The organism is Granulicella mallensis MP5ACTX8, from assembly GCF_000178955.2.
GTDB classification, from domain to species: domain Bacteria; phylum Acidobacteriota; class Terriglobia; order Terriglobales; family Acidobacteriaceae; genus Granulicella; species Granulicella mallensis.
In genome coordinates, this window is sequence record NC_016631.1 from 1,094,618 (window position 1) to 1,116,209 (window position 21,592).

The 21,592-nt window shown below is 54.9% G+C and carries 17 protein-coding genes; 8 read left to right on the plus strand and 9 right to left on the minus strand.

The genetic code is table 11. From position 1 onward, the window contains the following. Positions 1 to 48 precede the first annotated feature (48 nt). The 3 genes from phnX to ACIX8_RS04595 form a co-directional block, all read right to left on the minus strand. Complete coding sequence (phnX, locus tag ACIX8_RS04585) at positions 49 to 855, minus strand: phosphonoacetaldehyde hydrolase (RefSeq protein WP_014264154.1); 807 nt, start codon at positions 853 to 855, stop codon at positions 49 to 51. Positions 856 to 965: 110 nt separating this feature from the next. Next, a complete protein-coding gene (locus ACIX8_RS04590) occupies positions 966 to 2,240 on the minus strand; it encodes an MFS transporter (RefSeq protein WP_014264155.1) in 1,275 nt (424 codons plus the stop codon). Continuing rightward, positions 2,237 to 3,379, minus strand: a complete 1,143-nt coding sequence (locus tag ACIX8_RS04595) for a hypothetical protein (RefSeq protein WP_014264156.1) — start codon at positions 3,377 to 3,379, stop codon at positions 2,237 to 2,239. Before ACIX8_RS04595 ends, ACIX8_RS04590 begins: the two co-directional genes overlap by 4 nt. 227 nt (positions 3,380 to 3,606) lie before the next feature. Here ACIX8_RS04595 and ACIX8_RS04600 point away from each other — a divergent pair, with 227 nt between their 5' ends. From ACIX8_RS04600 to ACIX8_RS04615, 4 genes are all read left to right on the plus strand, one after another. Next, a complete protein-coding gene (locus ACIX8_RS04600; protein ID WP_014264157.1) occupies positions 3,607 to 4,899 on the plus strand; it encodes an MFS transporter in 1,293 nt (430 codons plus the stop codon). Between the two features lie 174 nt (positions 4,900 to 5,073). After that, positions 5,074 to 8,571, plus strand: a complete 3,498-nt coding sequence (locus ACIX8_RS04605; protein ID WP_014264158.1) for a carboxypeptidase regulatory-like domain-containing protein — start codon at positions 5,074 to 5,076, stop codon at positions 8,569 to 8,571. A 20-nt stretch (positions 8,572 to 8,591) separates the two neighbouring features. After that, on the plus strand, positions 8,592 to 10,340 hold the full coding sequence (locus ACIX8_RS04610) for an amidohydrolase (RefSeq protein WP_014264159.1): 1,749 nt from the start codon (positions 8,592 to 8,594) through the stop codon (positions 10,338 to 10,340). Continuing rightward, entirely contained in the window at positions 10,327 to 11,460 is a 1,134-nt protein-coding gene (locus ACIX8_RS04615) for a 2-aminoethylphosphonate--pyruvate transaminase (RefSeq protein WP_014264160.1), read from the plus strand. Before ACIX8_RS04610 ends, ACIX8_RS04615 begins: the two co-directional genes overlap by 14 nt. A gap of 121 nt (positions 11,461 to 11,581) precedes the next feature. Here ACIX8_RS04615 and ACIX8_RS04620 read toward each other — a convergent pair whose 3' ends face one another. From ACIX8_RS04620 to ACIX8_RS04640, 5 genes are all read right to left on the minus strand, one after another. Further along, the gene (locus ACIX8_RS04620; protein WP_014264161.1) at positions 11,582 to 12,220 is read right to left on the minus strand and encodes an FMN-dependent NADH-azoreductase; all 639 of its coding nucleotides are present in this window, start codon (positions 12,218 to 12,220) and stop codon (positions 11,582 to 11,584) included. A 39-nt stretch (positions 12,221 to 12,259) separates the two neighbouring features. Further along, positions 12,260 to 13,036, minus strand: coding sequence for an alpha/beta hydrolase (locus ACIX8_RS04625; protein WP_014264162.1), 777 nt, complete (start codon positions 13,034 to 13,036; stop codon positions 12,260 to 12,262). Positions 13,037 to 13,350: 314 nt separating this feature from the next. Further along, positions 13,351 to 14,223 carry an NmrA family NAD(P)-binding protein gene (locus ACIX8_RS04630; RefSeq protein ID WP_014264163.1) on the minus strand — a complete coding sequence of 291 codons (873 nt, stop codon included), beginning with the start codon at positions 14,221 to 14,223 and terminating at the stop codon, positions 13,351 to 13,353. An 85-nt stretch (positions 14,224 to 14,308) separates the two neighbouring features. After that, complete coding sequence (locus tag ACIX8_RS04635) at positions 14,309 to 15,082, minus strand: SDR family NAD(P)-dependent oxidoreductase (protein ID WP_014264164.1); 774 nt, start codon at positions 15,080 to 15,082, stop codon at positions 14,309 to 14,311. Positions 15,083 to 15,123: 41 nt separating this feature from the next. Next, entirely contained in the window at positions 15,124 to 15,711 is a 588-nt protein-coding gene (locus tag ACIX8_RS04640) for an SRPBCC family protein (RefSeq protein ID WP_014264165.1), read from the minus strand. A 102-nt stretch (positions 15,712 to 15,813) separates the two neighbouring features. On the opposite strand from ACIX8_RS04640, the gene ACIX8_RS04645 reads away from it, so the two are divergent. Together ACIX8_RS04645 and ACIX8_RS04650 are read left to right on the plus strand one after the other, a co-directional pair. Beyond that, on the plus strand, positions 15,814 to 16,749 hold the full coding sequence (locus ACIX8_RS04645; RefSeq protein WP_014264166.1) for a LysR family transcriptional regulator: 936 nt from the start codon (positions 15,814 to 15,816) through the stop codon (positions 16,747 to 16,749). A 69-nt stretch (positions 16,750 to 16,818) separates the two neighbouring features. Next, a complete protein-coding gene (locus ACIX8_RS04650; RefSeq protein ID WP_014264167.1) occupies positions 16,819 to 18,018 on the plus strand; it encodes a diphosphate--fructose-6-phosphate 1-phosphotransferase in 1,200 nt (399 codons plus the stop codon). A 22-nt stretch (positions 18,019 to 18,040) separates the two neighbouring features. Here the strand turns inward: ACIX8_RS04650 and ACIX8_RS04655 are convergent, their stop codons facing one another. Further along, positions 18,041 to 18,952 (minus strand): carbohydrate kinase family protein, encoded by a 912-nt coding sequence (locus ACIX8_RS04655; RefSeq protein WP_263053387.1) that lies wholly within the window; start codon positions 18,950 to 18,952, stop codon positions 18,041 to 18,043. A 158-nt stretch (positions 18,953 to 19,110) separates the two neighbouring features. Between ACIX8_RS04655 and ACIX8_RS04660 the strand changes: the two genes are divergently transcribed. Both ACIX8_RS04660 and ACIX8_RS04665 read left to right on the plus strand, forming a co-directional pair. Beyond that, positions 19,111 to 20,292, plus strand: a complete 1,182-nt coding sequence (locus ACIX8_RS04660) for an SIS domain-containing protein (RefSeq protein WP_014264169.1) — start codon at positions 19,111 to 19,113, stop codon at positions 20,290 to 20,292. Between the two features lie 9 nt (positions 20,293 to 20,301). Continuing rightward, a complete protein-coding gene (locus tag ACIX8_RS04665) occupies positions 20,302 to 21,576 on the plus strand; it encodes a D-tagatose-bisphosphate aldolase, class II, non-catalytic subunit (RefSeq protein WP_014264170.1) in 1,275 nt (424 codons plus the stop codon). Positions 21,577 to 21,592 lie beyond the last annotated feature (16 nt).

Consider the following 21,592-nt stretch of genomic DNA (forward strand, 5'->3'; position numbering starts at 1 on the left):
TGTGATCGTCATGAGTCGTAGCTCTATAGTCTCGTCTATTTGTTCGAGCTAGGTACCGGCCTGCAATCTTGCCTCGATCTGTGACAGGATTTGATCGCAGGCCGAAAGGTCCTCTGCCACAAAGTCGGCGCCCGCCTTGAGCATCTCGGATGAGGCTTGCTTGAGGAGACTCTCTTTTTGTGCGACCGGAAGCTGGTCTAAGCCGACGGCATCGAGTCCAATCATGTTGCCCGTCCGGGTCAATCCGATCGTCCACATTCCAGCGTTTTTTCCTTCTTCAATATCGCTGAGGGTGTCGCCGATCTTGACGCAGGAGGATGGAGGGTACACGTTGAGGAGTTGCGCGTTGCGTGCCAGCATCCAGGGAGCGGGCCTGCCGGCACCGACCTCGTCCGGGCATACCGAAGCATCCGGGCGATATCCACCGGCAGCAGCCTGAGCAAGAACCGGCGCTAACATCTCACGGGTGTAGCCTGTGGTGCTCCCTATGAGGAGTCCACGATCCTGCCATTTCTTTACGGTGTCGATTACACCTTCGATGAGTTGTGAGTGCTGGGTGATGATATCCATCTGCACTGGGCCAAACTCCGCGAAGAGGCGTGTGACCTCTTCCATGCCAGGATGTTTTCCAAAGAGAGCATTCCACTCCGCACTGATATTGGGCAGCGCGAGAATGGCCTGGATATGGTCACGCTTTAGCAATCCCATATCCCGTCTTGCATCCTGCATCGAAAGAGCGATTCCATGGCGTGCGAAAAGAGTGGTGAGGGCCAACACGGGAGCGACAGAACCATGGTCCACCGTTGTCCCGGCCCAGTCGAGCATGATTGCGCGGATGCGAGGAGATTGGTTCATGCCGCACCTCGGCCGGATAGAAGGTCCAGAGGCTGTGCCGTGATTCCGAGGCCTGAAGCTACGCCAGTTCCGATAAGGATGTCCGAATTTTGTTTCTGCATGTGCGGAGACTACAACGGAGAACTCGCAGTCTCAAGGATTGAACGGTTAGGCCGGGACGTAAATTGCGTTTCCTTGCGGGCTCCGAACACGCAAATCGTGCCAGCCACAAGGGCAAAGAACACAAAGAGGTCGAATAGTTTCGTCCAGCCGAGATGGGAGACATAAACCGTTATGAGCAGGGGAGACAATGCCTGACCGATCGATCCGATGGCGTTAACCAGGCCAGAGGCGCGTCCATGCAGTTCGTGTGGAACGGCATCGAGGACAGCCATTCCCGACATGAGGATATCGGCTCCATGAATCAGGATGCCTGTCAGCGCAATGGAGAGTACCAGCCCCGCGCCGCCACTGCCCGCCAGCATGGGATGAATCAGGCAGATAAAGGCGAGAGCAAAGAGCATGCAGGCGCCAAGGGTCATCCTGCGCCGGCCGAAGTGGCGCTGAACGGCATATCCCACTGCCAATGGCCCGAGAAAACCGAAAAGTTCAAAGTAGGAGGCCATATGTTCCGCGGAAACAGTCCGGTAACCAAGATCTGAGATCAGGTAGTTGGGAAGCCAGAATAGAAGGGTATAGCGCGTCATCTTCAGGAAGAAATACATAGCTGCAATGAGACGAATTCTAGGATTTGCAAGGAGTTGACGCCATGGACGGTCCTGCACTGCAGGCTCTGAGGGCTGCGGTGCAGGAGCAACTCCAAGAGGTGCGACAGGCAGGCGGGCGGTCTCTTTCAGAAAGAAACATGCCGAACACAGTAGGACCGCCGATGAAATAAGGTAAGCGGGATGAAAACCACTGTGTGTGGCCATCCCGGTATTGAGAACAAGCCACTCAGTAAGAGCGCTTGCGAGGAGACCGCCGAGGATATAGCTGGTGCTCCACCAACCAAGTACTACATCTCGTTCTCCAGCCCGGAACCAACCTCCAAGCAATTTGAGCAGGGCTGGCCAACCGAAGCCCTGGCCGAATCCATTGCCCAGCTGGAGCAAGAGGACCAGAACAGGTTGATCGCACCAGACCAATAAGATTGTGCAGGCTATCGAGATTCCTGCGCCCATCAGGGCTGTACGCCGCGCGCCGATACGGTCTGCCAGGGAACCGCCCACTAACTGACCTACGGCGTACATTCCTCCGAAGCACGCCAGGCTAACGGCGAGGGAAGAGATCGCGCCTTTTCCCGTACCCATATCTTTGCGGCACGCATAAAAGCCTGCATACAACGTCCAGGCTGCGATAAAGACGCGCCCTCTCCATCGCGCCCAAAAGGCCTTCTCGATGTTCATGGTGTCTTTCCTATAGGAGTCTGTGTCCGAGGGGGCGCATCGCGAAAGAGTATCGGCTGAGAGGATGGGCCCATGGGGAAGATGGCCTGGGTGGTAAGGGAATCTGACAAACCGTCGGCCAGACCTTCCGGAAAGGTGTCTCGTTCGCACAGCAGCTTGACCAGAGAGTCGATCGAGCTTTCATCTGTGCCGTCAATCCGTATGGAGCGAACCGGTCTGGTGGAGATCGTCAGCAACGCGGCCGAGCCTCCGGGCACGGGGTATATCTTTGACGCAATGCGATCGAAGACCCGGCGGCCGTTTGCGGTATTGACGATCGTAAACCGTTTTGAGTCAGACGATGCCGCACTATCCATCGAAGTTTGAGAACTCTTTGTGTCAGCCGGACCTTCGGCCATCGGGCCGATTGAGATTGTAGTTTCTTCTCCTCTGGCCGCAGCTTCCCCAGTAAGGTCTAACTCCCCATGAAATTGCCCGGCAAGATTAAGTAGAGGCGTCGTCGCCCGAATTTCATTGATTGCAACGAGTTCACGTCCATCATTATTTTCTGCCGGCGGAAGATAGAGCCTGACACTATGGCCCTGAAAGACACTCTGCCAAAAAGTCGTAAAAGGATGTTCTCTAGCTATCTGCCATCGAAGGCAGACGATGCATAAGAAGAGTGCAATAAAGGTTGGTGCGGCCAATTGCTGAAGCGTGAGTGGCACTTGTACTTCGTACAGGTCAGACCTACTCTGTCCAACCTCACTGTCCGTGTCGATCGGGGTGGATAAGGCTGCCCTCGTCAGAAAACGGGGCACATAGGAACCGGATGGCAGATCGAGAGTAAATCTATTTTCTATCTGTACCTTGTTATAGGCTCCGAGCCTTTTGCGCACATCGTTCGCGCGGACACGCACGCCCGCGTCGGAGCCTGTGTCATAGGTGGCTTCGCGGCCTAAAAGGCTCATGCCAATCAGGCGTTCTTTTAATTCATCTGTATCGCCGCTAAGAGCTCGACTGACGATATGCCGTAGGAATTCGCAACTCTTTGGGCTGGTCTTGAAGGCGGGGCTTTCACACACCGCTTGAAGAGTTTCCCGAAAGTTGGTTGCGTAGGGAGATAGCTCCGAAAGTGGAATCTCTGTGTAGCTATGCATGTCCACGATCTGTCCCTATCAATATAGGTACTTTATTCGGAGCCTATTACAAGGTTGTAAAAAACATCGGAATCGCAGCGGTTTTTACTCGTCAATTGATGGTCATTCGGGCGTAACGGTTCGCCTAACGGTAAGACGAAGCCTGCTGAACCTGCCAAACGTGTCGGGCCGGGAGGATGCATGCGACGCTTCAATGCGTAGAGCCCACCTGAAAGAAGCCAGACCTAATGAGTATGACCGCCGGTCAACGAAAGACCTTTGGTGTCACCTGGATTACCTATGCGGGCTTTTATTTGTGCCGCAAAAATCTCAGCATCGTTCTCCCCCTGCTTGCCGTCGTCGCGGGGCTGCACAGCTATCAGTTAGCAAATATTGTCTTTGGCTACAGCTTTCTCTATGCAGTGGGACAGTTCGGTTTCGGATTTCTATCCGACAGAATCGGCCCGAAGCGAGTCGTCGGTGCTGGCCTGCTGACGATCGTCGTCTGCAACGTAATGATGGGGCTTCATGCCTCTGTCATCTGGCTGTTGCTGTTTGCATGCCTTAACGGGGTGGGGCAATCCACAGGATGGTCAGGTCTCGTCAAGACCATGGCCAATTGGTTCAGTTATGAGAATCGCGGGGTTGTGATGGCCTGGTGGGGAACAAATTATGTCCTTGGGGGATTTCTGGCAACGACCTTTGCGACGTGGTCGGTCTCGCCGCATTCCCCATTGCCACAGTTCGGAGGAGCCCGTGGATTTCTGTTTCCCGCGTTGCTGCTCGCCCTGATTGTTCCGGTGTTCTTCCTCAACGTCTCCGATGCGCCTGTCGATGGAGAGAAATCCTCCGGCGAGCGCGAAGTTTTACGGCGTGCAACTCTAAGCCAGACAAGCTGGACCGACCTGGGAATGCTGCTGTGCAAACCCTCTTTGTGGACGATCGGCATCTCTTACTTCTTCCTGGAGGTTTGCCGGTATGCCCTTATGTTTTGGCTGCCCTACTACATGGTGCGGCAACTGCACTATGGAGTACAGACTGCAGGGTACCTTTCTTCTCTGTATGAGCTGGTAGGCATCGCCGGGGCTCTTGCCGCAGGGTATATCTCGGACAAATTCAATCAGTCGCGGCGGGCTCCTGTCTCCGCCATCATGCTTGGTGGCCTGGGTTTTGTCATGCTCTGCCAGCCAATGTTTGTACATGCGGGGCTCGCTGGTATCGGGGTGGCAATCTCATTAGCCGGCTTTCTTTCTTACGGGCCAGATACCTTGCTCTCCGGAGCCGCTGCCCAGGATGTCGGTGAGACCAGAGCCGCAGCTACAGCAACAGGGCTGATTGACGGTATCGGACATCTTGGAGCAATTGTCTCTCCCTACCTCGTCGTCTTTGTCAGTGAACGTTACGGGTGGGATCGCCTCTTTTTTATCTTCGCGGGCACAGCTTTCCTTGCGGGCCTTGTCCTGCTTCCTCTCTGGAACCTGCGGGCTGCTACTCAGACCACTAGTCGATTTACCGAACCCGCTTTGCAGGAGATCTTCTAAAGGCAAACGCTCAATGTTCCCTCTTCGTCATGCAAAAGCAGTACTTGCAAAAGGTTCAGACCTGTTTCTAAACCGTTAGGGGCCCGGTAGATTCAACACCTTCATCTCGCATTGATTGACAGAAACCATGGCAACGCTACTTTCAACTCATCTCGGATATAAATGGAGTAAGGAATGCGATATATAAGATTCACTGGATACCTCCTCGCACTTATAGGTCTTTCTTCGCCACTTCTTGCGCAGAACGCCAGTGTCAGCGGTCAAGTCGTCGATCCTCAACATGCGGTGATAAGCGACGCGACAGTGACCTTGATGAACACTGAGACTCAGGTGCAGGCACGAACCAAAACGAATGCAAAAGGTAACTTCATTCTGCCCCCTGTTGTGCCTGGACACTATGAGGTCAAGGCCGCAGCTCAAGGGTTTACTTCTACCATCTTGAAGGGAGTTACGCTCGAGTTGGGCGAATCCAAGGTGTTGACCCTGGAGTTGAAGGTAGGTGCTGTACAGCAGACAGTAGAAGTCACGAGCACTCCGCCGGAACTGAACACGAGTAGTGCGGACCGCGGTCTTCTTATCGAACCTACTTTTGTTCAGAGCATTCCACTTAATATTCGAAATCCCTTGCAGCTTATTGACTTTGCCGCCGGTGTGACGAAGGGTGATGATGGCCTCTCCGGTCAGGACTCCACCAGCGAAAGCCGTACCAACACCTTTCGTATCAATGGTGCTAAGTCCGCAACTACGGATGTGCTGATCGATGGTGCGACCAATACCACCGCCTACTACAACCAGGATGCAGGCATCCCGGGAGTGGAATCGGTCCAGGAGTTCCGCGTCTATACAGATGCCTACGCTCCGGAGTTCGGGCGTACCAGTGGTGGATTAGTAAGTTATGCCCTGCGTTCGGGAACCAACCGACTGCATGGATCGGTCTTCGAGTTCTTCCGTAATGAAGATCTCGACGCGAATGGTTATAACGCGAACAACAGTGCAACTCCTACTCCGCGAGGCCATTTCAGCAGGAACCAATATGGCGCTACGCTTGGAGGCCCTGTTGTGATTCCTAAGCTCTATGACGGTCGTGACAAGACTTTCTTCTTTGTTTCGTATGAAGGATTGCGGGACACTAGCGCCGGTTCGTTCCTGGGAACTGTGCCCACAGCGCTGGAAAGAACCGGTGATTTTTCGCAAACGAAAGATGCCAATGGCAATCAAATCGATATCTATGATCCCAGCACGACAAACACTGTAGGGCCTGGGTACTCCAGGACGAAATTAAATGCGAACACGCCTAACGCAAATAAGATCACAACGCCTCTTAATCCAATCGGCGTCGCGATCGTCAATCTTTACCCGCTTCCTAACAGGCCTGGAACGGGTGGGAGCGATCTGGATAACTTCTTCTCCAATGCTCCAGGGACGGACGATAATAATAGCTTCGATATCAGGATCGACCATAAGTTTAGCGAGCACCAAAGCATCTTTGGGCATATAACGGATTTCACAAACCACATCAATTACAACGATTACTTCGGCAATGGGCTTTCGCCTGAAGATGCAAATGACCGCATTCCGGGCAAGAACATCACTGTGGATCATACCTGGATCATCAAGCAGAACCTGATCTTCGAGCACCACTTTTCCTGGGCGCACAGTGAGTCGAACAGAGCAGAAACAGTGCTGAAAAGCCCAGCCTCTCTTGGATTCAACGGTAGCGTAGCTCCTGGGATTACAGCGAACCTGACACCCTCCATCAGTATCAGCGGCCCTGGGGCTGTAGGTGGCTACAGCTCGCTGGGAAATGATTATCCCTTCGAGGCGAATTTCTCTTCTGTCTACCAATATGCGGCTGCGATGACGTGGGTCAAAGGGAACCACGCGGTAAAGTTCGGCCTTGACTGGCGGCGTTACCCGACCCAACTCTGGGACCCTGAACAGATGTCAGTCAGTGGCGGAGCAGGCCTGACAGACGGGTTCACAAAAGGCACGACTACAGCGCTTACAGACTCCGGCAACGGCGTTGCGGAACTGCTCCTCGGTTATGGATCTGTAAGCTCTGGCTATGAGCCGGAGACGCAGTCTGTCCACGATTACCGTGCCGTCTATGTCCAGGATGCATTCCAGGTCAATCCTCGTCTGACGGTTACCTACGGACTCAGATACAGCTACGAGACCGGTGATGTTGAGAAAAATAACTTATTGAATTATCTGAATACCACGGCAGTTTCACCGCTCCAGGCGCAGGTCCCCTCGTTGAAGCTTACAGGGGGTGTGGGTATCCCCGGCCTGGGAGGCACAAGCAGACAGTTACAGAATCCGGAGAAGACGAGCTTCGATCCACGCATAGGCGTTGCCTACAGGCTTAACGATAAGACAGTAATGCATGCCGGATTTGGCATCTTCCGTCATCCTGCCGCCGCCTGGCAGCAATTCCCCAATGCAGATGGTGGAATACGTACTTCTACTTCGGTCGACACGGAAGCGGATAAAGAGACGCCTCTCCCCGGCTTCCAGCTCAGCAACCCCTTCCCTCTCGGACTTCCTGCCCCTGCTGGTAACGCGGCTGGACTTGGCATTGACGTTGGAGATTCCGTCGAAGGGCCCTTGCGGCACCAGAGTGTTCCTTACCAGGAAAACTGGTCACTCGATATCCAGCGCACTCTGCCTGGTGACTTCGTTGTGACAGCCGCCTATGTTGGGAACGAAGGCGTGCATCTTCTGGTGAACGAGCAGTTGAACCAGCTTCCTGATGCTGATTTGGCACTGGGTTCTAAGCTGCTAACCCTTGTTCCGAACCCGCTCTACGGTCTTATCGATCCTGTCTCCAGCATCAATACACCGACAGTTCAAAATATGCAGTTGCTTCGCCCGCACCCGCAATATCAGAACTTCGAAGCGACCGGTGTCGGAGCAGGGCACTCTACATACCATGCCGGGCAGTTGACGGTAGAGCACCGGCTTAGGCATGGGCTTGCAGTTGTCTTCGCCTATACCTATAGCAAGGCGATAGATAACGTAGGCGAGATGACCAGCGTTGCCGGTACCATGGGCGCTGTTACGGACACGTATTGCCCGCGATGCGATAGATCCCGTTCCGACCAGAACGAAACTCATGTGCTTCGCTGGAGCACGCGCTATGAACTGCCTTTTGGCAGCGGAAAGGCTTTCCTGAATCAGGGCTTTGTCAAACACATCGTGGGCGGCTGGGCTTTGAGTGCCATCTACCAGATCGATACGGGACGTCCGCTGGCGGTCAGTTATACCGATGTCGCCAATACAGGCAGCTCCAGTACTCTCTCCCGTCCAAATATCGTTCCCGGAGTCTCCGACAAGGCGCCAGGAGGCCCCCAAATCAAGCTCAAAGGGATCTATTTCAATAAGGCCGCTTTCGCGGCAACGCCCACCTATTCTTTCGGCACGGCGAATCGCTACCTGCCTGATGTAAATAGCCCTACGGCCTGGGACCTCGATTCAATGCTCGAAAAGAGTACTCAGTTGTCCAATCGCTTCACGCTTTCCTTTAGAGCTGAGATGTTCAACGCTCTCAACAATGTGACCTTCTCTGGACCTACAACGAGCTTCACTTCCTCGACCTTTGGCCAGGAAGCCACTCTAAGCCAGAGCAATACACCGCGTAACGTTCAGCTCAGCATGCGCCTGGCGTTTTAGTACCGGGCAAAGGAGAAATTATGATCAAGAAGCTATGTTTATTCCTGGCACTTATCTCGAATATCGCGTTCGCGGCCGATACGATCGTTATCAACGCCAACGTGATTACAGTGGACAAGGACCATCCTATTGCCCAGGCCTTCGCTTTCGACAATGGCCGCTTTACGTCCGTTGGGACGAATGCTGAAATCCTGAAACTTAAAGGGCCGGCAACGAAGGTCATCGACCTCAAGGGAATGACTGTTACGCCCGGGTTCAACGATGCTCATCTGCATCCGCAAGCCATCTTTGCGGAAGGCACACCACACTACAGGGTGTGGCTAGGCGCCGACCGAGTGAAGACGATGGATGAGCTTGTCGCGGCACTCAAGCGGCAGGCCGCGGTTACGCCTCCGGGCGCGATGATCAGTGGATATGGCTATGACGATGTTTTGCTGGGGCGTCATCCCAACCGTCATGATTTAGATAAAGTATCCACTACGCAGCCAGTTGTGATCACCCATGGTTCAGGCCATATCACCGCAGTAAATAGTTTTGTGCTGGAAGCTTCAAGCGTCACAAAAGATACCCAGGATCCATCTGGTGGCGCCCTCGACCGTGACGCCGATGGAACGCCCAACGGTGTAATTCGTGAGAGTGCTCGTGGCCTTATCCGGCGCGGAACGGGCGGCGCTAATCGGGAAGCCATTCCGCTGGACGAAGAGCTGAAGGGGTATATGAACTGCTTTCGGCAGTACTCCGCCAAGGGAATCACCAGCGTAGGCATTGCGGGAGGCAGCCCCTCTTCCTTCCAGATCATGCAGCAGTTGCGCGATCGCGGGAATCCGGTGCGTGTTGGATTCATGTTCAGTGCGGACTCGTTCGACAAACTCCAGGGAGCCGGTATAAAGCGCGGCTTCGGCGATGATCATCTACGCATCACAGCTCTTAAGACCTACCAGGGAAACTCGTTGAGCGGCCGTACTGCATGGCTCAGCGAGGCTTACTCGGACCGTCCTGACTACTTCGGTATCCCGCCCGCTCGTACTCAGGAGAAGCTGGATGAGGATTACCAAAAATGGTGGGATGCCGGTTGGCAGGTTGCGACGCACTCCAATGGAGATCGCGAGATCGATATGGTTCTCACCGCAATCGAACGTGCCGAAGCCAAAAATCCTCGTCCTGATGCCCGCTGGCGGATTGAGCATGCGAGCGTAATGAATCAGGCGCTATTGGACCGTGCGAAGAAGGATGGTGTCATCCTGGTCTTTCACTCATATATGTGGGAGTACGGAGATATCCTGCTTTCTTACGGACCAAAGCGACTCTCGATGATGCATGCCTATCGTACGGCAATTGATATGGGCATTCCCGTGGCTGGTCATTCTGACTCTCCCATCTCCGCGGCTGATCCCTTGCTCAGAATTCAGGATATGGTTACACGCACGAGCAATCAGGGAAGTCTTATTGGAGAAGTTCAGCGGGTCAGTGTGGACGAAGCTATTAAGGTCTGGACATTGGATGGTGCTTACGCCACCTTTGAAGAAGATACGAAGGGTTCGATCACGCCAGGGAAGTTGGCGGACTTTGTAGTTCTTCAGAAGGACCCCCACCAGGTTGCGCCGAACAAGATCAAGGACATTCTTCTTGAAGCGACTTATCTGGGTGGACAAAAAGTGTACACAGCGCCACTTAAAACAGTTGCGATGATCCCTCCTCCGCCGATCAATTACGGTGATGGAAATTACGGAGATGGAGACGAGGAGGAGAATCAGAATGTACCCAACTAGTCCAGATAAGTTGCTGTTTACCCCCGGCCCTTTGACCACGAGCGCTACGGTCAAAGAGGCTATGCTCAGGGACCTGGGATCATTGGATCGCGATTTTCTGGCGACTGTCCGCAATATTCGAACACGCCTGCTCGACCTGGGCCCCTACTCGCATGAAGACTATGAATGCGTCCTCATGCAGGGAAGCGGAACGTTTGTCGTTGAGTCGGTGATCTCCTCCGCGATCCCCCGCAATGGCAAACTGCTGGTTCTGGTCAACGGTGCTTATGGGAGGCGGATAGCACAGACAGCACGAGTACATGGTATCGAGCTGGATGTCTTCGAGGTAGTTGAAAATAGAAAGTTCACTTCTGAACTTGTTGCAGAATATTTGTTCTCTCGCCCCGGTATCACTCATGTGGCGGTGGTGCATTGTGAAACGACGAGCGGCATCCTGAACCAGGTGGAAGAGATCGGACACGTAGTGCATCGTGCGGGCGCGAGTTACATCGTGGACGCAATGAGCAGCTTTGGGGCGGTTCCCATCGATATGGAAGCTTCACATATCGACTATCTGATTTCTTCTGCAAATAAATGTATTGAAGGAGTTCCTGGGTTCGGTTTTATTCTCGTCAATCGCCGAGCTCTGGAATCCGCGAAGGGACAGGCCCGTACGCTAAGTCTCGATCTCTATGATCAATGGGCAAGTATGGAAGCGAATGGGCATTTTCGCTTCACCCCTCCGATCCAAACCCTACTGGCCTTCGAGCAGGCACTCAATGAACTCGATGAGGAGGGTGGAGTCCATGCACGTGGGGAGCGCTACAAGGCGAACCACATTGCCTTATGCCGAGGCATGAAGGACATTGGCTTTGAGGTCTATCTCGCTGAAGAGGATCAGAGCTTCATCATCACGTCGTTCCGATACTCTACCAACCCGGCATTCCGATTTACGGATTTCTATGAAAAGCTTTGGACCGCAGGGTTTGCAATTTATCCAGGGAAGTTGTCCCACGAATCATGTTTCCGCGTTGGAAGCATTGGAAGGATTGCGGTCGTTGAGATAGAGGCGCTTCTTGAAGCGATTCGGCGAGTACTCCGCGATATGGGAGTTCATTGGGTGCGTGAAGAGGTGGGCTAGAGTCTGTTATGGACTTTGAACCTGCAGGGGAAGCAAGACTCTAGGGGTTATCCGAGGGATGTGACGTTGGGCAGAGGCTGTATCTGCCCAACGATCTGCCACCGCAACCCTGTCTCTACGACTAGTTAAGAAACCACTCAACCAGTTGTTCCAAAGTCGCTTTGCCCTTCGCCAGGCTCACTTCTGATTCCTGACGATCTTGATTCCACGCGTTGTCAACAATTACGCTCCGAAGATCTCGAACACCTACAAGCTGCAACCAAAAGTCCAAATAGGTTGCTTGGTGGTCGAATAACGAGGGCGGTATAGGAGTACCCTCCAGGAAGCGTGAACCGCGTGTATAGACGACGACTGCTTTTTCCACGTTCAAGAGAGGGCCGTACTGTTTGCCGTCGTAGGTAAACAGATAGTTTCGCTGTGCTACGAGATCAATCAATTGCTTGAGCTTGTAAGGCAGGCCGAAGTTCCACATTGGAGTTCCGATGACGATTCGATCAGCGTTCTGAAAGCGTTGGATCAACGATTGAATGTGCTCCCATGCTTTGGATTCTGCCTCAGTCATCGTTTCGTGCTTCACTGCTTTGTACTTCGCTCCAATGGCCTCGTAATCGAACTCCGGTAGATGTTCATGCCAGACGTTCAACGTATCCACAACGATCGAGGTGTTGTCGGATTTGCACGCCTCGATGAACGATTGGGTGAGGCTGATTGAATCGGAAGATTCGCCTCTTGGCGAGGACTGAATTTCGAGAAGTTTCACTTGCTTCCTCCGGGGCTGGGGACTTTTGCGGAGTCCGAACTATTTCGAAACCGAACGTGCGGCACTCTCAATTACATCTGCGACCTCTTTGGGATGCGAGACGTAGACTGAGTGGCTGGCGCCTGCGACTTCGACCGTGTGGCTATGAGCTCGTTTGGCATAAAAGCGTTCGAGGTCGGGATTGATCGTTCTATCCGCCCCGGCGACGACCATCCAACTCGGCTTTTCTCTCCATGCAGCCTTGGTGATGACTGCCTTGAAGTTGTCCGCAGCGTTCAGCACCTGCGAGCGCGCCATGAAAGCGGCCTGCTCCGCAGAAAGATCGGCTGCAAAGTATTCATGGAACCGAGTGGGATCGAGGTACGTGAAACCATCTGCCGTCTTCTTGATCGCACCAGACCTGCTGAGGTCACTCGGGAAGCGCTTCCCGTCGTCCGCTTCGTTCTCTCCAGCGTCTGGCATGTGCGCTGCAACGTACACCAATCCAGCAACGGATGGATCGGTGCCCGCTTCCGTAATTACGGCTCCCCCATAGCTGTGCGCGACAAGGATGCTCGGTCCATCTTGCAGTGCGAGGATACGCTTCACGGCGGTCACATCATCCTGGAAGGTCGTCTCCGGCTCCTGGACGATGCTGACGTTGTAGCCATCCCTGACAAGATTGTCGTAGACGCCCCTCCAACCCGAACCGTCCGCCCAGGCTCCGTGGACGAGGACAATATTTTTTACTTCGGACTTCTGAGCTTGTAAGTTTGGTGCGGTCGACAGGGCGGCAGCACATAACATTGTGGTAAATACGGCGAATCGATTGAACATACTAGCTCCTGTTTGCTGCTGTTGAGTCCAGCGGTGCGTTTCGAAGACCAAGAACCGTCACTGCTGGCGCGGCTCTCATCCAGCGGATGTGCTTTTGTGCCTCACGCTACGTTGGACTCTTCACAGGTGATTCGCGATTGTTGTTTGTTCTTATGACCGTGATAGGAACGACTCATCATGGCTCCCAAGTAGTTGGCTGCACTGGATTGACGTGAATAAAATCTTCCGCTTCGTGGCAAAGCTCTGTTGCAGGCAGCATCGTCGATGCCGCCCGCAACAGAGCTGAGGGATCAGTCGAATTGAGGACCGTGGCGTTAACCGCGAGTCACGAGCTGAGTGATCACCTCATGAAGCGGCGTTACTCCATCCACGTGTTCTGTTCCGGGTACGCCAAAGTGAATCCAAGTGGAATTGAATCCATCGACCATCTCCGCCCGAGGCGCCGTCCGCCCCTCCGGCATTCCCTGTGAGACCCATAGCGTCTCCCATTCCGCCCTGGGAACGGCGATTGCTTCGACGGGGTGCCCAACAGCATCCGCGAAAGCCTCTGCTATGTCGAGTGGACTGTAGCCCTCGGGGCCCGCAACTTCGATATGGCGAATTCCGGTCCAGCTTTGGGTGATCGTCTCTGCACCTACCTTGCCGATGTCCTCAGTCGCGACCAGAGGAAACTTCCGGTCAAGCGGATGGAGCTGAAACAGGATCTTGCCTTCATCCCGCGCGCTCGCTACGTCACCGGCTGAGTTCTCAATGAACCAGGCGGCGCGCAGAAATGCATGAGAGATTGGAAGATCGCCCAGCGTCTCTTCGAGAAGATGAGAGCTCGTGATCAAACCCAATCCGCTGGCCTGTTCCGCTCCGATGGATGACAGATAAACCGCCTTCGACGGCAGAGCTCTTGAGAGTGCCTCACGCAGGACCTTCAAAGTTGCCTTGGTCTCGGCGAAGCCCGGTGTTGGTGCGAAGTTTGGAGGAACCATTACGAACGCGCCAGCGACACCGGTGAACGCTGCTGTAAGCGCATCCACGTCGTCGTAGTCGGCTTTGAAAAGCTCCACACCTTGTTTCTGCCACTCTGCTGCTTTCTCGGGATTTCTTACGATCCCTCGAACCTTTTCGCCCTTTGCAAGAAGAGTGCTCGCAACGGCGCCGCCTACCTTCCCTGTGATTCCCATGACTGCGTACATGTTGATCTCCTTATTTCTATCGTTGTTATGGGTGGCATCGACCAACAGAAGCGGCGTCTGTCACCAAAGATTCGGATTAATCTTGCTACTCGGGCAGAGCAATGCCGCTGAGGCGTTCACAGATCGCAAGCAGCCGATCTTGCCTGGCAACGTCGTGGGCCGCTGGAAGGGTACCCCACTTTCTCAGGTGATAAAAATACTCTCCAGTTACGAGTGCCTCAAGTTGATCGCTTGCAGCCAGCCAAACCTGGGTGCGATGTGCCTCATCCAGATCATCTGTTGCCTCGGCGCCACCCATCTTCGTCGGGACCCAGCCTGGCTCTAGTGCATTCGAGAGGACTCCAGGCCAACGTCGTGCGATGCCAAAGGCCAGGAGTACGTCATGTAGCTTCGTGTCGGAGTAGGCTTGTTCTCCGTCCCACGCGCGAGCCTTCCATGTCAGGTCCTCCAGGGTCGAATCGCCGTTCTGGTGAAGCCCGGAGCTGAGATAGACGAGTCGCTTCGGCTTCGCGATCAGGGCTGTCAGGATGTAGGGTGCAATCGTGTTGATCGCGAAGACATGCGGGAGACCATCTTCCGTCTCGATTCGCTTCGGCTCCTTGTAGCCCACGGCAGCGTTGTGGATGACGGCGTCGAACGTGCCGAGCGCATTGACCTGCTCTGCGACCTTTCGAGTCTGGGCAATGCTGCCTAGATCGCCGATAACAACCGCCTCCGCCTGCGGGACGTTTCTCTTTGTCTCGTCGGCGCGGGACTGGCTTCGGGCGTGCAGGACGACCCTGTGACCCTGCTCAATCAGCAACTCCGCCGCCATCCTGCCGAGGCCATCAGTAGATCCGGTGATGAATATGCGTGCCATAGTCTTGCTCCTTCCTCTCTGGAAATGATTTGTTGCGAGTGTCAGTGCTTCTCCGACCGGTCCTTCAAGGTCGTCAGCCAAAGCTGATGCCCCTCGTGCATGGTGTTCGGTTGCTGCTCACGGAACTGAATGGCACCAGGGCCCTTCACAACCTCTTCCGTGTCGATGTGGCACCCCTCAGGGGTTTTGGTAAGAAAGAACGTGTGATAAGCATGGACGTCCTTACCGTCTCCGAACCATCCGAGGCGGCGATTCGGCTCAAACTCCCACACGCGGCTCTCGATGTGGAATCCGAAGGTCTCCCACGAGATTCGTGCGTTCTTCCGAAGCCGATGATCCGGTGTGTTCAAGACCTTGACGTCCTTCGAGTTCGAGTACCAGGAGGGCCAAGCCTCTGCATCGACAAGATTGGTGAAAGCGATCTTGCATCCTGCCTGGATGTCGATCTCATTGTGCGCAAAGAGGTCCGCCTGGCTGGGCTCGAACCCCTTGGGCCAATGAATCTGGTTGTTACGCAACGCGCCGTCGCCGTTGAATGTAAGTCCCTGATGTGCCGGCACCTGCGCATGACCGCTTATGCCTAATATTGCTGCAGCGAGCAGCACCGCCCATGTCCTATGAATTGCCATGTTCCTTACCTCTCTCTCTGTGCTTCCAACTATCTGACTCACGGGGATTGATTCGGAACTAATCTTCTCGGCATTTCACTTATAACCAATTAGCATAAGTACATGAGTTTCGATGACCGACTTCTGAATGGCGTGAGCGCCCTTGCAGCCGTGGTGAGATCGGGAGGCTTCGCGGCCGCGGCGAGATCCTTGAATGTCTCCCAGCCGGGCATCAGCCGTGCAGTAGCTCGGCTCGAGGCGCAGGTTGGAATCCGGCTCCTGGAACGGACGACGCGCTCCGTCTCCCTTACGGACGAAGGCAGGCGGTTTTACGAGACCATTGGCCCGATTGTGTCGGCGCTCGAAGACGCCACCTCCGCTCTGGCCGAAGGTAAAGTGACCGTCCGGGGGAGACTCCGCGTCAACATGGACCCTTACTTCTCGCAGCTCATTCTCGGACCGCAACTCAGTGGATTTCTCAAAGCCTATCCGGAGCTTAAGGTGGACCTGGTCACGCGGGAGGGCCTCGGAGATCTGATCTCGGATGGATACGATCTGGGAATTCGCTTCGGCGAGCCGCGCCCCTCCACGCTTGTCGCCCGAAGATTGCTGGATACGAGAGTTCTTACCGTGGCCTCGCCCGGCTACTTGAAGAAACACGGCCACCCTACCGACCCACAGCAACTGGTAGCGGAACGACATCGGATGATTGATTTTCGAGACCCGGAGACGGGCCGTTCCTTCGAGTGGGTATTCCGTAAAGGTCGAAAGGAGATCAAGGTTGAGACGGAAAGCCAGCTCATGCTGAGTGACGTCGCAACAATGCACGCTGTATGCGTGGCAGGATATGGGATCGCTCAAGTTCTCGAACTCGGTGTGGACGCCCATCTCTCGAGTGGACGACTGGTGAACCTCTTTCCGGATTGGGAGGATGAACGTTTTCCCCTGTATGCCTACTATCCCTCGCGCCAATACCTCGCACCGAAGACGCGCGCGTTTCTTGAATTTCTATCTGCGACGGTCCAGGCCTCGCACTCGCAGGCCCGAATAGCAAAATAGATGCAGTCAGTCCTAGACTTCAATAAGGACCGAAAAGAATCATCTCAGTCCGCCCTGGAGGAACATCGAATGTCTGCTCAAAATCTATTGATTATCCAGGGAGGTGGCCCTACTGCTGTCTTCAACGCCAGTCTTGCGAGCATCATCAAGGAAAGCTTTCACCAATCTCGCATTGGGGACATCTACGGAGCTCGAGCCGGTATGAAAGGCCTATCCTCCGCGGATATTGTCGGCTTGAGTCATCTGGGTCCGGGTGATCTTTTGTCGCTTCGGAACAGTCCTGGGGCTGCTCTGGGTTCATCCCGTTTCCAACCATCGGAGCTGGACCTCGAACGCAGTGTCGAGCACCTGCAGCGATTTGGTATTCAATACCTCGTCTTTATGGGAGGCAATGGCACCATGAGGGGCGCGGATCTCTTCCGAAGATTCTGCCGGGAGCAGAATTTAGACATTCAGATCATCGGGATTCCAAAGACGATTGACAACGATATCTCCGCGACCGATCGCTGCCCAGGCTTCGCGAGCGCGGCTCGGTTTGTAGCGCAATCCACGCTCGATCTGAGTATGGATATTCGTTCGCTTCCGCAACCCGTCTCGATCTTCGAGACTCTGGGCCGGGATGTTGGTTGGCTGGCGGCGTCCTCGACGCTTGCGAGACGCGATGCGGACGATGCTCCACACCTCGTTTATATCCCGGAAACTCCATTCTCACTGGAGGCGTTCTTAAGCGATCTTGACAACGTAGTCAGCCGGATCGGCTGGGCGGTTGTCGTGATCTCCGAAGGTGTCCAGTATGCGGATGGAAGCCGCGTCTTTGAGCAGAAGAACGCTTCTCAATACAGTTCATCGAATCGTCCGTTGATTGGCGGTGTAGCGCAGTACTTGTCGGGTGTTGTGGCGGATCGCCTGGGAATCCGCTGCCGCAGCGAAAAGCCCGGACTGATCGGCAGATCCTGTACGGCACAGGTTTCCAGGCGAGACTTGGAGGACGCGGAGCTGGTTGGCCGGACAGGAGTTCGCGCTTTAGTGGCCGGTGAAACCGATAAGATGGTGGCCCTTTGCTCGCTTGATGTCCGATCTGAGCAGGCTTTCAAACTAGTACCACTGAGCGAGGCCGGAGGGTCGCATCGCGAGATTCCCGCAGACTGGCTCAGCAGCGATACGCTGGCGGTAACAAATTCCTTCCGTGATTACCTCCGCCCGCTTGTAGGCGAACTCTCTTACTATCCGGCACCACTCAGCACCCTCCCTCGATATGAGCCGGTGTAGCTTTTGCTCCCTCCTGAAATAGCTAGGAGAGGGCGTGCGTGCCGAGGAACTGCGTTCGTAGCGAAACATCACGATGTGCCTCTACGCCGCCAGGTCTCAGTGTGGAGAGCGCTCCTGTCAGGTTTCCCATGGTAGCCGCGCGCATGGGGTCTTCTCCTGCAAGCCACGCGTTTAGAAATCCGGCATTAAAGCTGTCACCCGCGCCGATCGTGTCAACTGGTTCGACGACGAACGGAGGAACCCACTTCCGCTCTTTGCCCCGTTGCACAAGAGCACCGCGCGTGCCGCATTTGACGACAATCAAGGGCAGGCGTGGCGCCAGTTTATCGAGCGCCTGTTCTGTGGTGGCGGCGTCCGCGATCTGAAGGAGTTCGTCCTCATTGGGCAGTAGTATGTCTACCTTATCCAGTAGCTGATCGAGAACGCCATGCCAGGCGCCCGTCGGGTCGTCGTTCGTATCGAGTGACACGGTTAACCCAGCGGACTTAAGGTCGTCGAAGAGTTGAGGCAGGCCGGGATGGAGGCCAGTCTGTAGAAACAGGGAAGAGAGATGAAAGTGGCGGGCCGAGGTCAGATAGGCGAAGTCGAGATCCTCCACCCTCAGTTCCGACATAACCCCAGGATAGGTCAGAATATGACGCTTTTTCCCATGGGGAAGCAGCAGGGTGACCCCCGTCTTCGCCCCAGCTTTTTGCCGGAAGTGTGAGAGGTCAACGCCGCTTCCTTTCAGGTAGTCCTGTGCGATGTCTCCCATAGCGTCGTTCCCGACCTCGCTGACAAAACCCACTCGAGTGCCAAGGACGGCTAGATTGTGCGTCAGGATCGAAGAGGACCCCCCTAAGGTCATTTCGAACCCGCTGCCAAGGAGCTCCCGCTCGACGGGCATCTCCTCCGGGAGTCCATAAAGGACCAGATCCAGGTTGGTTTCTCCCACGATGCAAATATCTAGCGGTTTTCGATGGTTGTTCTTGGAGTTTGCGTTCATTTCGACCTCTATTGTTTCGATGTTCTCATTCGATCCTTGCATGTTATTATTACTTAGTTTAAGTTTCGATTTCGCCCCTTTGGGTGTTTTATTGTGAGGTTCTGATTTTGACCGCTCTCTCGAGCTTTGTCGATCTACCGTTTGAACAGAAAGAAGCTCTGGGCCTGCTCTTCACTCCTGCCGAAATCGCCCAGCAGCCAAACACATGGCGAACGACACTGAGGATCTTCGAACAGCACCAGGCGCAGATTGCCGCCTTCCTGGATGGCGCTGGTGTGGGTGCCTCGGTTGAAGATCGTCCTTCCGTCGTACTCATCGGCGCTGGTACCTCGGACTATGTCGCTCAGGCCCTCGAATCTCTCCTGCGCTCCAAGTGGGGCTGCGAAGTCTCTGCGGTAGCGAGCACAGACCTGCTGCCAAACCTGGATGAGTATATTGTTCCCGGCCGCAAATACCTCTGGATATCGTTTTCGCGCTCAGGGGATTCGCCCGAGGGAGTGGCGGTTCTGGAGCAAGTGCTTCAGCGCTACCCGAGTATCTCGCACATCGTAGTTACCTGCCACGCAGAGGCGCGTATGGCAGCTCTGTGCGAGGGCGTGCCCCACGCTTATGTCATCGTCCTGGATGACGCGGTGAATGATCGCAGTCTGGCCATGACGAGTTCCTTTACGAACATGATCGTTATGGGGCAGTGCCTTGCCAACGCGTGGTCGATCGCAAGCTATAAGCCGCTGCTTGAGCAATTGGTGCTTGCCGGCGACGACCTTCTGTGGAGTGCGGCACGGCAGGCTGAAGAAATTGCTCAGCATCACTTTGCGCGTATCTGTTTCGTCGGCGGCGGGTCCCTCGCGAGTGTTGCGAAGGAGTCAGCGCTGAAGGTGCTGGAGATGACCGCAGGGCAGATCAAGACGATGTCGGAGACAGTGCTCGGTCTGCGTCACGGCCCCATGGCAGCACTGGACAAAGAAACACTGTTCGTTTGTTTTGTGTCTGGAAATACGCGCCGGGCGCAATATGCTCGCGACCTGCTGCGGGAGATTGGGGAAAAGAGCCTCGTTGCCCAGCGCATCGCTGTGGGTCCCTTGTCTGCGGAGGAGAAGTTCTCTCCTGATTGTGACTTCTATCTTCCGATCAGGGTTGACGTGGATGATGCGTATCGGCCGGTCCTGGATGTGTTCTTCGGACAGCTCCTTGGGTTGTATTGCTCGATTGCCCATCAATTGAAGCCGGACTCACCGAGCGCCGGTGGTGTCATCAATCGTGTTGTTCAGAAATTTCGTATCTACTAGGGGGCTCTTATGTCTCGTGTTCTTCACCAGCACCTTCTGAAGCAGCGTAGCGGCGTTCCCTCTGGAATCTATTCGGTGTGCTCTGTACATCCCTGGGTGATTCGCGCAGCCGCAGAGCAGGCAGCCCACGACGACTCGCTTTTGTTGGTGGAAGCGACGAGCAATCAGGTGAACCAGTTTGGCGGTTACAGCGGGATGCGCCCCGCTGCATTCCGCGATTTTGTATTGGAGCATGTAAGAGCCGCTGGATTTAACGAAACGAAGCTTATTCTCGGCGGAGATCATCTGGGGCCTAACCCTTGGCGCAAACTGCCGGCGGCAGAGGCCATGGCTCATGCCGAGACGATGGTGGCCGAGTACGTAGCGGCAGGGTTCACGAAAATTCATCTCGACGCCAGCATGGCTTGTAAGGACGACCCTGGCCCGCCATCAGATGAACTGGTTGCACACCGTGCCGCCGCGCTATGCAAGGCGGCTGAGTCTGCCTATGTCGCGGGAGATCATCCTGTGTACGTCATCGGTACGGAGGTGCCTGTCCCTGGCGGGGCCACGCACTCTGTGCATGATCTCCCCGCAACGTCGACCGAGGCAGCCTCCCACACTCTTGCGGTTCATAAACAGATCTTTGAGCAGCAACTCCCGGGTGTGTGGGATCGCGTCATCGCGCTTGTCGTGCAACCGGGGGTAGAGTTCGATCACGATGCTGTGGTGAACTATGACTCTACAAAGGCTGCGCAACTCACTGCATGGCTGCGCAATCAGCCGGAATCTATCGTCTTTGAGGCGCATTCAACCGACTATCAGCTCCCTCCCGCTTACCCGAAGCTTGTCGATGACGGATTCGCCATACTCAAGGTGGGGCCCGGGGTGACGTTTGCGATGCGAGAGGCGCTTGAAGCGCTTGAAGACATTGAGTGCCAGCTCATAAACGAGTCGCGGCGATCACAACTGAGCGAAGCGATCGAGCGCACCATGTTAAGCGAGCCGGACAACTGGCTGCCTTACTATACGGGGACTCCCGAGCAGCAGAAGTTGCTTCGCCGCTATAGCTATAGTGACCGTGTCCGTTACTATTGGGGATATCCCGAGATTGCGAACGCAGTCGACTGTCTCATGACGAATCTTGCCTCTGTGGAGATCCCTGAGAGTCTGTTGAGCCGTTATCTACCCGCGCAGTATCTGCGCCTGAGGGAGAAACAGATTTCAGGAGATCCGGAGTCGCTCGTCCTTGACCATATCCGTGATGTGCTGCGTTCCTATGCTGCAGCCTGTGCGATTCAGTAGCGTTTAAAGCAAATCT